The organism is Lentihominibacter sp., from assembly GCF_046951855.1.
Taxonomy (GTDB): Bacteria; Bacillota; Clostridia; order Peptostreptococcales; family Anaerovoracaceae; genus Lentihominibacter; species Lentihominibacter hominis.
The window spans coordinates 23070-36425 of the sequence record NZ_JBKTXS010000011.1; the positions used below are offsets into that span (position 1 = coordinate 23070).

11 protein-coding genes are annotated in these 13356 nt (G+C 39.0%); 10 read left to right on the top strand and 1 reads right to left on the bottom strand.

What is annotated here, in order from left to right; translation table 11 throughout:
- Positions 1-16 precede the first annotated feature (16 nt).
- The 7 genes from ACLR96_RS04600 to ACLR96_RS04630 all read left to right on the top strand — a co-directional run bounded on the left by ACLR96_RS04600 (position 17) and on the right by ACLR96_RS04630 (position 9157).
- Positions 17-1303, top strand: a complete 1287-nt coding sequence (locus ACLR96_RS04600; protein ID WP_412265289.1) for a serine dehydratase subunit alpha family protein — start codon at positions 17-19, stop codon at positions 1301-1303.
- A gap of 78 nt (positions 1304-1381) precedes the next feature.
- Positions 1382-2371 (top strand): MerR family transcriptional regulator, encoded by a 990-nt coding sequence (locus tag ACLR96_RS04605; RefSeq protein WP_187524776.1) that lies wholly within the window; start codon positions 1382-1384, stop codon positions 2369-2371.
- A 25-nt stretch (positions 2372-2396) separates the two neighbouring features.
- Complete coding sequence (locus tag ACLR96_RS04610) at positions 2397-3788, top strand: sigma-54 interaction domain-containing protein (RefSeq protein ID WP_187524775.1); 1392 nt, start codon at positions 2397-2399, stop codon at positions 3786-3788.
- A 363-nt stretch (positions 3789-4151) separates the two neighbouring features.
- Positions 4152-5366, top strand: a complete 1215-nt coding sequence (locus ACLR96_RS04615; RefSeq protein ID WP_412265292.1) for a CaiB/BaiF CoA transferase family protein — start codon at positions 4152-4154, stop codon at positions 5364-5366.
- Positions 5363-6574, top strand: a complete 1212-nt coding sequence (locus ACLR96_RS04620) for a CaiB/BaiF CoA transferase family protein (protein ID WP_187524773.1) — start codon at positions 5363-5365, stop codon at positions 6572-6574. The genes ACLR96_RS04615 and ACLR96_RS04620 overlap by 4 nt, the downstream gene beginning before the upstream one ends.
- Positions 6571-7941, top strand: a complete 1371-nt coding sequence (locus ACLR96_RS04625) for a Na+/H+ antiporter NhaC family protein (RefSeq protein WP_412265294.1) — start codon at positions 6571-6573, stop codon at positions 7939-7941. Before ACLR96_RS04620 ends, ACLR96_RS04625 begins: the two co-directional genes overlap by 4 nt.
- A gap of 172 nt (positions 7942-8113) precedes the next feature.
- On the top strand, positions 8114-9157 hold the full coding sequence (locus tag ACLR96_RS04630; RefSeq protein ID WP_412265296.1) for an FUSC family protein: 1044 nt from the start codon (positions 8114-8116) through the stop codon (positions 9155-9157).
- A gap of 9 nt (positions 9158-9166) precedes the next feature.
- On the opposite strand, the gene ACLR96_RS04635 is transcribed toward ACLR96_RS04630, so the two are convergent.
- Complete coding sequence (locus ACLR96_RS04635; protein WP_187524770.1) at positions 9167-9403, bottom strand: helix-turn-helix domain-containing protein; 237 nt, start codon at positions 9401-9403, stop codon at positions 9167-9169.
- Positions 9404-9645: 242 nt separating this feature from the next.
- Here ACLR96_RS04635 and ACLR96_RS04640 point away from each other — a divergent pair, with 242 nt between their 5' ends.
- The 3 genes from ACLR96_RS04640 to ACLR96_RS04650 all read left to right on the top strand — a co-directional run bounded on the left by ACLR96_RS04640 (position 9646) and on the right by ACLR96_RS04650 (position 13348).
- Positions 9646-11055 (top strand): sigma-54 interaction domain-containing protein, encoded by a 1410-nt coding sequence (locus tag ACLR96_RS04640; protein ID WP_187524769.1) that lies wholly within the window; start codon positions 9646-9648, stop codon positions 11053-11055.
- Positions 11056-11481: 426 nt separating this feature from the next.
- Positions 11482-12867, top strand: coding sequence for a Na+/H+ antiporter NhaC family protein (locus ACLR96_RS04645; protein ID WP_187524768.1), 1386 nt, complete (start codon positions 11482-11484; stop codon positions 12865-12867).
- Between the two features lie 49 nt (positions 12868-12916).
- Positions 12917-13348 carry a hotdog domain-containing protein gene (locus ACLR96_RS04650; protein ID WP_187524767.1) on the top strand — a complete coding sequence of 144 codons (432 nt, stop codon included), beginning with the start codon at positions 12917-12919 and terminating at the stop codon, positions 13346-13348.
- The last annotated feature ends 8 nt before the right edge of the window (positions 13349-13356 follow it).

The following is a 13356-nucleotide window of genomic DNA, read 5'->3' on the forward strand; positions in this document are numbered from 1 at the left end:
AAGGAGGTATAAATTTATGAACAGAGAAACAGAAAAAGCTTATAAGAGTATTCTGCAATACGAACTGGTTCCCGCATTCGGGTGTACCGAGCCTGGTGCTGTAGCTTATGCAGCGGCAAAGGCAAGGAGCATTTTGGGAGAATTTCCGGAACATATAGATATAATGTGCAGCGGCAATGTCATAAAAAATGTAAAGGGAGTGGTAGTACCTAATTCAGGGGGCATGCATGGAATAGAAGCAGCGGCGGTACTGGGATCTATGCTGGAATGCGGAGGTGATGAGCTTGAAGTTCTAAGCAGTGCTGATGAGGAAGATATAAGGCGTACGAAGGAGCTCTTGGGAACAGGCTTTTGTAAATGCGGCCTGGAAGAAGGCGAAGGCAATATGTATATCCGTGTTTTAGTCGTAAAAGGAGAAGATGAGGCAGAAGTAAGAATTAAAGGGCAGCATACTAATATAATTTATGTGAGGAAGAATAACGAAGTGCTTTCCAGTGTGGAGGACAGCCGGCAGAGCAATGATATAAGCAAGCTTAAAAGCCTTTTGAATGTGAAAGATATTGTTGAGTTTGCTGATACAACAGATTACAGTGAAATAAAGAATTTGCTTGATGATCAGATAAATTTTAATATGCAGGTAGCATTTGAAGGTATTAATAATGATTACGGTGCGTCAGTAGGGAAAACGTTGCTTGATAATAATGGCACAGGGATAAAAGTAAGAGCCAAAGCAATGGCAGCTGCAGCGTCAGATGCCCGCATGGGAGGATGTTCGCTTCCTGTCATGATAAATTCATGCAGCGGCAATCAGGGAATAACAGTAAGCGTTCCGGTAGTGGAATATGCAAAGGAATTGAAAGTTTCGGAAGACAAATTATATAGGGCGCTGATGTTGAGTAATCTGATTGCTGTACATATAAAGAATCATATAGGAGTGCTCTCCGCCTTCTGCGGTGCAGTCAGCGCAGGATGCGCCAGCGGAGCTGCTATAACATATCTTCATGGCGGAACTTATGAGCAGATATGTTCAACGATCATAAATACATTGGGAAATCTCAGCGGAGTTGTTTGTGACGGTGCAAAGTCCAGCTGTGCCGCAAAAATAGCATCTTCAGTCGATGCCGCTATATTGGCTCACGATATGACTATGGCGGGCAGATGTTTTTCATATGGAGAAGGTTTAGTCATAGACGATATAGAAAAAACCATTGCCAATATAGGCATTGTAGGAAAAGAAGGAATGCGCGAAACAGATGTAAAGATATTGAATCTTATGCTTGAGGATGAAAACAGAAAGAATTGACTTGATATAGATCAGCGGTATATTATTATTTGGGACAGATAAGATAAAATAATACGTGTTTATAAAGGAAGGTGTCAAATGATGAACACAAAGGCTGTTTGCCAGCGATTGTCCGTAACTCCTAAAATGTTGAGAATATATGAGGAGCAGGGACTTATTCATCCCGAAAGACTTGATAATAATTATAGAAATTATTCCATGGAAAATCTAATACAGATCGAGACTATTTCTGTTCTGCGGCATTTGGGATTTTCTATTTCTGAAATAAAGTCTATTCTGACATTTGACAAAACTAAAAATGAATATTTGGATATGTTATATCTTCAGTATAAAGCTCTCGATGCTCAGATAAGAGAACTGCAAAATAAAAAAAATGAGCTTAAAGGCAATATAAATAAGCTGATGGACAGTTGTGAAGATGAAAATTTCAATGATATTCTAATCAGGGAAAGAAATAGGAGCTATAAGAAACTGTTAAATTACGATGATATAATAAATGCTTGGAATTTTGACGAAATGGCCTCTGATTTTATAAACAGGTATATGAAGGAAGATATTCCTTATCAGAAAACCATCAGACGTTTGCAGGAAATGATCAGATCGATGGGGAAAAACACCTTTACAGATGTGGGCTGCGGAACGTGTAATCTGTGGCAGGAGATAGGAGATGAAAAAGATATATTGGCTATCGATTCAAGTCTTCCAATGCTGCTTGAAAGTAAGAAAAAATTTCCATGGATAAAAGTGTCTATGGATGATATTCTTTCCTTAGATATAAATTCTTATCGGAAAAGTGATGTAGTGGTATCTGCTTTTATGCTTCATCATATAGATTACTGTGATCAGTATAAGGCGGCAGATAATATTCTGAAACTTTGCAGAGAAGGCGGAATTGTTCTGATAGCCGACAGATGTTACAGAGATCCTGCGATGAAAGGCAGTGATAAGACAGAGTTTTTCATAATAGCAGAAGAAATGAAACAGTATTTGCAACTGAAAAACACTGAAGTGAAAATCGAGTATACTGATGAGAATATGGTGATTTTTATTGTAAAGAGACTGGTATGATGAACGACAAAGGGGTATAAGATGGATGAAGTACAGCACTTTTTTAAAGGATAATTACGATATCGTCCTTGATATAATTGATAAAATGAGGACCGGTATATGGATAACGGATGGAACAGGGGAAGTCATAATAGTAAATAGTGAATCTGTAAAGACAGGAGGCCTTACAAGAGAGGAAGTAATAGGCAGAAATATGTCTGAACTGCTGGATATGGGGTATATAACAGAGTCTGCCGTTATGAAGACTATAGGAAGTCACAGAGAGGAATGTATTGTAGAGGAGCTTGGAGCCGGAGGTCATTGTATGACTACAAGTGTCCCTCTGTTTTGGAAGGGTAGTATCGATCTTATAATCTGTGTGGAGCGCAATATAAGCGAGGTTGAAAGACTGAAAACTCTTCTCGGTCAGCAGGTTGAAAAGAAAAACAAGCTGCAGAAGGAATTGCTGAGATTTAAGAACCAAAAGGATGACTTGTCAGGACAGTTTATAACAAAAAATATAAATATGCTTCATATCAGGGAACTTGCTGAGAACATAGGAAAGATAGATGTGACGGTTATGATAATGGGGGAGTCGGGAACCGGAAAGGAAGTTATAGCGGATTTGATTCATAAGAACAGCAGCAGAGCTGAAGCTCCTTTTGTGAAGGTCAACTGTGCGGCTATACCGGAAACTCTCATAGAATCTGAGTTTTTTGGATATGAAGGAGGGGCTTTTACAGGAGCGGGAAAAGGCGGAAAGATGGGCTTATTTGAGCTTGCTGACGGAGGTACTCTTTTTCTTGATGAGGTAGGGGAATTATCTGTACAGATGCAGTCAAAGCTGCTTCGTGTGATTCAGGACAAAGAAGTGAGAAGAGTGGGCGGTGAAAAATCTGTACATATAGATATAAGGATAATAGCGGCCACTAACAGAGATCTGAAAAGAGAAGTGGAAGAGGGGCGTTTTAGGAACGATCTGTATTACAGATTATTTGTTGTACCTGTTAATATACCTTCACTAAGAGAGAGAAAAGAAGATATCGAGCTTCTGGCAAGACACTTTCTTGACATATTTAACAGTGAATATAATTTACGCAAAACAATAAGTGATGATGCTGTGAAGGTGATGGAATCATATAATTGGCCCGGTAATGTAAGAGAGCTTAGAAACGTGGTGGAGCGTTTGTCTGTAAGTACGGCGAGAAGTGAGATATCGGCAATTCAGGTTGAATTTTGTCTGAATAATAAAGCACCTGCTGTTTCGGATTATATTGGAACGGAAAGTGATCTGTATCTTGAAGATATAGTGGGCAGATATGAGAAACAGGTAATATCCAAGATATTGGAAGAGTGTGGAACAATAACCGCTACGGCTCGGATGCTTCATGTAGATAAGTCGACTATTTCCAGGAAAATAAAGAAGTATGGATTATAAATCGTAAGTTTGTTGCGAGATGACAAAATTCATTGCATATGTGCAATGAACCTGGCTTAAAAAAGCTCGATACATGATGCTGCAATCTTTATAAAATAGCAATATATAATTTAACAATAGGAACATCCAAAAAATCTGTTGCTTTACTGCAATAGATTTTTTTTAACGTTGGTATTTCAACGTTTTTTTTTTGGCATAATAATTGCTCAATATATAAAATAAGAATATTTTGAAAAATATAAATAATTTTATTAAGGAGGTAATGATGACAAGGATAGAAGTTGAAAATAAGTATTTGATAAGTGAAACAAAAATAAGAGGTATTGCATTTTGTTCGGGAGCTTGATAAATGTGGAGGGAAAAATGAAGAGAATATTAAGCGGAGTCAGGATAATAGATTTTACACAGGGACATACGGGAAGTTACGGTACGATGCTTCTTGCTGATTTCGGAGCAGAAGTCATAAAAGTAGAAGATCATAATATCGGCGGAGATGTACTTAGAAAAAGTTTTCCCAAAACAGAGAACGGGAGCGCTTACCATGCCTATATGAACAGAGGGAAGAAAAGTATATGCATAGACAGGAAGAATGAAAGGGGACAGCGGCTTATTAGGAAGCTTATAAAGAATGCTGATGTAGTGTGCGAGTCTTTTCCTGCAGGAGAGCTGGAACAGTGCGGATTGGGATATGAGATGGCTTTTAAAATAAATCCCGGAATAATATATGCTTCACATACAGGCTTTGGAAAAACGGGGCCTATGAGCAATACCGCAGGAAACGATATTACTGCAGAGGCTTTATGCGGTCTTATGGAGATAACCGGCTTTGAGGAAAGAGAACCTACTGCTCATGGGTCGAGAATGGCAGATCAGTTTGGAGGTGTGTTTCTGGCGTTTTCAATAGTTTCTGCATTAATGGCAAGAGATATTACCGGAGAGGGGCAGCAGATAGATATAGCATCTGCAGACTGTATGTTTTCCGCGCTTGAAGATATCCTGATTGCTGAGATGATGACCGGAAGACGTTTTAGGAGGGAGGGAAATCGGTCAAGAGCAATTGCTCCTTACGATACTTTTCAGGTGAAAGACGGCATAGTATCAACTGCCGTGTCGACTAACTCTCAATGGGAAAAGTTCTGCATAGCTATGGATATGAGTGAGCTTCTGGATGACCCCAGATATAGCAGCAATGAATCCCGGGGAGAATATTATTTAAGGGGCCTGAGAGATGTGATAGCTGAAAAGTTCAAAAAAATGACAAAGAATGAAGTGGAAAACCTTCTCAGACCTTTAAACGTACCGAGCGGACCCGGATATACTGTAGAGGAGGCTTTCAGAAACCAACAGCTTAAAGTAAGAAATATGATAGTGGAAGTTGAAGACAGGCAGCTGGGGAGAATAAAGATGCCGGGAATACCTATTAAAATGCAGGGAATAAATGATCAGCCTGTAGGATCAGCGCCGATTCTCGGAGAGGATACTGAAAAACTTCTTACAGACGCAGGTGTGAGCAAGGAAAATATCATGAACTTGGAAGAATGTGGAGTAATAATGTGTAAAGGAGGAAGATCGATATGAGACCGCTGGAAGGAATAACCGTAATAGACTTTTCGCAGGCATACAGCGGACCATACTGCGCTATGAATCTGGCGGATTACGGAGCAAGGGTAATCAAGGTGGAACGTGTGGACGGAGGGGATCAGTCCAGATCATGGCATCCATATGCGTCTAATGGCAATAGCGGATACTTTGCTGTCTATAATCGCAATAAAGAAGGAATAGCCGTAGACCTAAATAAGCCTGAAGGAAAAGAAATAATAAAGAGGCTTTACAGAAAAACAGATGTGGTTTTGGAAAATTTCAAATACGGAACCCTCGATAAGCTGGGAGTGGGTTATGAGGAAATGAAAAAAGCCAACCCGGAGATAATATTTGCTTCAATAACAGGATTTGGTCAGACCGGTCCCCTTCGTACCAATACAGCCTATGACAATGTCATAGAGTGCATGTGCGGATTCATGGAGATGACAGGATTTCCCGATGATATGCCGCTTCGTTCAGGAGCTTCGGTAGGTGATAGTTATACCGGACTAATGATGGCTTTTGCCATCGTACTGGCCTGTTATGACAAACGGCGTACAGGAAGAGGCAAACGGATTGATGTGTCAATGCTGGATACTATGTTTGCCGCTATTGAGGATGCAATACTGGCATATTCCCTTACAGGGAAGCAGATAAGCAGAACAGGCAATGCCAAACCGAGAGAAATAGTACCTTATGATACATATTTCTGCGCTGACGGCTTTATCGCGACAGGAATAAATGACGAGACTATGTGGCCGGATTTCTGTGCAGCAATTGGGAGGCCAGATCTGAAAGAGGATCCGAGATATTCTACAAATGATCTCCGGTGTGAAAATTTTGAAAGTTTCACTGAGCTTATGAAAGAAATATTTGCAGAGAAAACTGAGGAAGAAATATTCAGAGATTTTGCAGAATTCAATATACCTGTATCTGCTTCTTTTGATCCTCTTGATGCTATAGAACATCCTCAGATCAAAGCTCGGGATATGTCCATTGAATTTGAAGATGCCAATGTAGGTCATCTCAGGACATTTGGGTTTCCGGTTAAATTCAGCAAGACTCCGGGCTGCATAATGAAATCATCTCCCAGGCTGGGAGAAAATACTCGGGACATCCTTATGGAGGTGGGGTTTTCCAGTGAAGAAATAGATAGGTTGGCTGCCGATAAAGTGATCAGTATATCAGAAGGAGGAGTATTATGAGCAGTGGATTTGAATGGTTGTGTCTGATTCCGCCATTATTCATTATAGTATGGGCGGTTGTGACAAAAAAAACGTTTTCGGCTCTTATTATTGGAGCAGCTCTGTCGTATGTGCTGATGTACAAAGACGACTTTTTTAAACCGTTTGTTGACTCTCTTTATTCTGTTCTCATGGATGCAGATACCATATGGGTGATACTGCTTACTATATTCATCGGGATATTTATAGAACTGGTGACTCATTCGGGAGGTGTTGATGCTCTGACGCAGTATATATTGAAAGTAGCAACTAATCAGAGAAGGACTCTTTTGAGTACATTTATATTGGGATTGAGTTTTTTTATAGGAGATGTTTCAAATATAGGGACAGTAGGGGCTGCAATGAAGAAAACTTCGGACAAAAATAGAATACCGAGGGAGGCTTTGGCATATATACTTGATTCCACGGCAGCACCTGTATGTATCATGGTTCCGGTAAGTTCGTGGGGAGTGTTTTTCGCAGGTATATTCATGGCGGAGAAATCACTTGATCTTACCGGGACAGCTATGTCAAATTATTTACATGTAATACCGTTTATGTTCTATTCCATGGCAGCTATACTGGTGGTATTCCTGTTCTCTGCAGGATGGCTGCCTAAGCTAGGCATGATGAAAACAGCGTACAAAAGAGTGGAATCCGGAGGAAATGTATACAGTGAAAGAAGCTCGTATTTAAATGAAGGGAAAAGAGAAAGCGACATGGAAAAGCCGGCAGCTTGGAAAATTCTTCTTTTTGTGATACCTCTTGTGATCCTGGTTGTGTGGGCAATAAAAGGCATGTTCATGGAGGGCGCAATGATAGCTATAGGCATCTGCGGCGTGCTCTATATACCTCTCAGGGTTATGGGTTTTGCCGATTATTGCAGAAACTGTATGAATGGTTTTAAAAACATGATATCACCGGTAATAATTATAGTGGGAGCTTTTATGGTAAGGGATGCTCTCATAGCTATGGAGCTTCCTGAATATATCAGCGGAGCTGTTGAATCGGTGCTGAGTCCCGCCATATTTCCGGCTTTGACTTTTGTTGCTGTAGCGATGCTGTCTTTTACTACGGGAAGCAACTGGGGAGTGCCGGCTGTCATGGTACCGATAATAGTACCTATTGCCATCAGCATAGGGTGCAATCCGTTTATCATTTTGGGAGCCATTGCCTGCGGAGGATGTTTCGGAAGCCATGCGTGCTTTTATTCTGATGCCACGGTATTCACTTCGGCCGTATGTAAGATAGAGAATATGGATCATGCGTTGAGCCAGCTTCCGTATTGTATTTTATCAGCAGTGATAACAGTTATTGCATATCTTGCAGCAGGGATAATGATGATGTGATAATAGTGATGATGACAAATAGGGAATCAAAGTGAAAAAACAGCCTCAAAGATTTTAAATTTTGGGGCTGTTTTTTTGTGTTTTTTTATAAATCCAACAAATTGACAATTTATTATTGAAGTGATAGCATAAATATATAAAGATTAAACAAAAAAACAAGGAAGTGAAAAAATTGAACTTTTCTAAAAATTTGCAGATGGATGTATCAGAATTAAAAAGTTTGATAAAAGATTCCGATTCATTGAGCAGGCAGATTTATTATATTGCGGCGCTGACCGCAAAAGGTGTTTTGACGCTGTTATTTTGCAGCGTTTTTGTTATTGTATACTCTGTTTTGTTTGGTTTTGACAACAGCAGTGTGGGAGTTACTGTTTTGCTGTGTGTATTGACCTTTCAATCAACGGATTTTGGAGTTTCCCTTAAAGACTCCTTTAAGATATTTACTATATATTTTCTTATTATAATGTTTTTGCCTATGGCGGCGAATATGGTCAATCCATTTTTTGGATTATTGATAAACATTGTAGGTATATTTATAATATACGTACTTTGCTGCTCAAAAGTTGAATATTTTAACCATTCTATAATGGTTTTGGGATATTTGCTGATATATGGATATAATGTTACGGGAAAGCTTTATTATTCAAGAGTGGTAGCCATAGCAGTCGGTTTTCTGCTTACGTGTCTTGTTTTTTTTCATAAGCATTATAAGATGAAAGAGACGAGGAAGATTTCGGATATTATTAAGGAGTTTGGGTTTAAAAACTTGAAGTCTCAATGGCAGGTGAAGGCTACATTGGCTGTAACTTTGTCAATTTTCATAGGAGAAATATTAGGTCTTCCTAAAGCAATGTGGGCAGGTATAGCTGCAATGTCAGTACTTGTTCCGTTTGAACATGAAGTAAAAAACAGATTTGTTCACAGAATACAGGGAACTGTGCTTGGGATAATTATATTTTTTATAATATGTCTGTTTTTGCCGGAAAATGTGTATGGCTTTATAGGAATAGCAGGAGGTTTTTGTTTGAGTTTCTGCAGTAAATATATTTCAAAAGTTCCTTTTAATACATGCGGCGGGCTTTGTGTAGCTGTCGGAACATATGGACTTAAGTTAACGATGATTGCCCGGCTGGTTCAAAACGTGTTCGGAGTTTTATGCGCAGTGATAATCACTTATATTATCAGTTTATACAATAAGAAGAGGAACACTTTATAATTAATTTGTCTATAATAGCCCGTCAAAAAATTCTGAGATATCAGCGTTAAAAATATTGCATAGGGCTATAAGCTCGCTTACTTTTACATTCATTCTGTTAGTTTCTATTTTTGCATAGGTACTTTTTGACATTTCTATTCCTGTGAGCTGAAGTTTTGCTACGACCTGATCCTGTGTCAGTTTCGATCTTTTTCTCAAACGCTGAATATTATGGCCTATGTCCATGTCAGGTCTGATTTTTTGCATATCCTTAATCTCCTTGGTTTTTAATGATAGTGAAGACAATGCTTGATTATCTTCAACATTGCGATTATAATGTTTCGTAATAACGAAATGTTTCGCTATCACGAATTATTATTGACATAAATAAACGAAACCTCTTTCATTTGCGCATGTGAAAAAATCTGTTTCATATAATTTAAGAAGCAGATTTTAGTCTGTGAAACAGATACTTATGATAAGTCTATGATGTCAAGGGAGGCGTTTAGATGAGCGGAATCGGTGAAAAAAAGCTTTTGCTGGACAATTATGAAAAATTTCTCAATATAATAGACGCCCTTAAAGTGGGAGTTTTTATAACAGACGGACAGGGTAATGTACTGATGGTGAATAAAGAATCGGAACGTACCGGCGGAGGAATGGCTTTGGAAGATATTCTTGGCAAAAACATGAGATATCTCCAAGAGGTGGGATATGTCGACGAATCTTCTGTACTTAAAGCCATAGAAAATAGGGATGAATGCAGAATGATCCAGAAACTGGCTGATGGAGGAAGTCTTTATGTCACTGCAGTTCCTTATTTTAAAGATGATAAAATAGAACTTGTTATATGCACCGAAAGGGATGTTACCGAGACTAAGATTCTTGAAAAGCTGCTGGAAGAGACGAAAGAACTTTCGGAAAGACAGGCAAAGGAACTTGAATATCTCAGGGCAAGCAGTAAGTCAAGAAAACCTAAAGTGATAGCAAAAAGTGAAAAAATGAAAAAAATACTTCAGACAGCAAGACGTATATCTCAGCTGGATACTACAGTACTTATATCAGGAGAATCAGGAGTAGGCAAAGAAGTGATCGCAGATTATATATTTAATATGGGCAGCAGAAATGATAAACCTTTTGTAAAGATAAACTGTGCAGCAATCCCTGATAATTTGCTTGAATCAGAACTGTTCGGATATGAAAAGGGGGCTTTTACCGGAGCAGATAATAAAGGAAAACCGGGACTTTTTGAAATTGCGAATGGAGGTACATTATTTCTTGATGAAGTAACAGAAATTCCGCTCAGGCTTCAGGCAAAGTTTCTGAGAGTATTGCAGGAAAGAGAGTTCATGAGGATAGGGGGAAAAATGCCTATACAAGTAAATGTACGTATAGTAGCGGCAACCAACAGAGATTTAAAAGAAGCTATAGAATGCGGCGCCTTCCGGGAAGATCTTTATTACAGATTGAATGTGGTGCCTCTTGAAATTCCTCCTCTCAGAGAGAGAAAGGAAGATATTAAAGCTCTGGCAGAGTATTTTGTTGAAAATTTTTCAGAAGAATATAATATAAAAAAGAATATATCCACAGGTGCATTATCTGAACTTATGTGCGCCCCGTGGCATGGGAATATAAGGGAATTGAGAAATATGATTGAGAGGGCCATGGTTGTATATGACGGAGAACATATAACTGCAAGGCAGGTAAAGAATCTTTTGAAATCTGCCGGAAGAGATAAAAACAGATTATCGGCCAGCGAAAATATTACATTAAACCAGCTTATGGAGGAATATGAAAGAGAGGTATTGGTAAGTTATCTCGAACAGTATCATACTGCTGCAGAAGTAGCCAGAAAGCTGCATGTAGATAAATCTACCATAGGTCGAAAATTAAAAAAATACGATATAATATTTAAGTAATCATAATAAAAATTGCAAGAGCAAATAAAAAGTTGCATATAAACAACTGTTAAGGTTGGCTATATGCAACTTTTTATTTGCTTAGAAAAAACCTTAAAAAAATGCAAGTTTTAAGGAAATTGTACATATATAAAGAATCAGAGTGTCGGGAAAAGGAGGAAGAGTTGCAAAAAGGACACTTCAGTAGACAAGAGATATTCTAAGAAGATTTGGAAAACATTGAAAAATCAATGATTTCAGAAAAATATTGAAATTGGCATGATTAATGCAATAAATATAGGCGTGCACAAGAAAACAACTGAATGTTCTTAAGAATTGTCGCTGTAACAATGATTACCGCTGGTGATCAAATATAAGAAACACCGCGAGGGTGTAACTCAGATGATCGTCTGTGACGATCAAATATAAGAAAGGAGAGGGAGATGTATGGATAATTTCGGTATATTGACGTTGATTCCTCCTATCGTGATCATAGTTTTTGCTTTAGTCACCAAAAGAACTTTTGAGGCGCTTTTGTTAGGTGCAGTTATCGGCTTTCTGATGACAGATAAAGGGAATGTGCTTGGAGCCACATTAGATGGATTTTCTGTCACAGCTGCTGACAATATGTGGATGATCATGGTATTTGGTTTGCTGGGGGGTTTCACATTCCTGCTTCAGCGATCAAGGGGCGCGTTAGGGTTCGGTAAGTTGCTTCGGAAATTTGCCAAATCAGAAAAAAAGACGCTGATAATCGGATGGATATTGGGAATTATTGTATTCATGGATGATTATCTTAATATTTTGACTATATCCACATCCCTTAGAGAAACCTGTGATAAATACAAATCACCGAGAGAAATGCTGGCATATGTCATAGATTCAACAGGGGCTCCTGTATGTGTACTGATTCCATTATCCACATGGGCTGTGTTTTATGCAGGTGTAGTAGGTGAAGAAGCGGGTATGGCATCATTTGGAAGCGGCATGGACATATATGTGCAGTCATTGCCGTTCATATTTTACGGATGGACCGCTGTAATCGTCGTACCGCTTGTCATATTAGGCGTAATACCAAAGATGTTTGGCATGAAGAAAGCCTATGAGAGAGTAGCCTCAACAGGAAGAGTGTATTCCGAAAAAAGTGAAAAATACAATAAAGGTATAACAGAGTTTGATAAGCTCATGGAATCTGAAGGAATGGATACTGACGGTAAAGGTGGAAACATTTGGTTCTTCGTTGTTCCGCTGGCTGTGGTAATAGCAGTGTCTATTTGTACAGGAGATATTCTCATAGGGCTGGCAGGAGCTATCATAGTTATGCTGATAATGTATCTGCCTACAAAGGCTTTGTCTTTTGAAGGCTTTTGTGAAGGGTTTGCGTCGGGGTTTGCTTCTATGGTTCCGATGATGTTCATAACTATAGGAGCCCTTACTGTACAGCTTTCTATGGATGGAATAGGGCTGCCGGAGTTCGTTATTAACGCAGTACTTCCGTATATGAATGCAGATCTGTTTCCGGCTATTACGTTCTTGGTGGTTGCAGCGCTGTCATTTATTACAGGAAGCAATTGGGGAATACCTGCTCTGACTATTCCTATATTAATACCGCTTGCGTTGGCAGGGGGAGCTAATCCTTTGGTGGTATTCGGTGCGATAGTATCAGGAGGAACGTTTGGAAGTCATGCGTGCTTTTATTCAGATGCCACTGTACTCACATCTCAGGCATGCGGTATGGATAATTTGGAACATGCATTTACACAGTTCCCATATGCAGTGATATCTGCAGCGCTGGCTCTTATAGGATTCCTGATCTGTGGATTTGCTCTTTAAAGAGTAAAAAAATAAGTAAATTAAAGTTAAAGATAAAAGGAGGATTAAAATGGCAAGAATTGAAGCGGAGAGAAGAGATTTACTGAGTGAAGTGAGAAAAGGAAGTGACGTTACTGAACTGAAATTCAGGCTTTCTATTCATGGTGAGGATATGCATTATCCGGGAGAGATGATTTCGGGATGCAAACTTATGGAAAAATGCATAGACTGCTGTACAGAGCTGAGCAATATCAGAGATGGCGGTGATGGAGGACTTTTTGTCCATACAGAAGGCAATATACTGAGACCTGTACATATGCTGGATGCAGTGGAAATTATCTGCTGGCTTATCAAACAAGGGAATACATCAAGAGTCTACGGCTATGAAATGTATAAGACATCGGAATATAATCAGCAAACTGATCGTTCGGAAGTGTTTGACGATCCTATACTTACAGTTAAAGGTGATGTGACATTTGTAATAACAGCTCCTGATAAATAGATGTAACC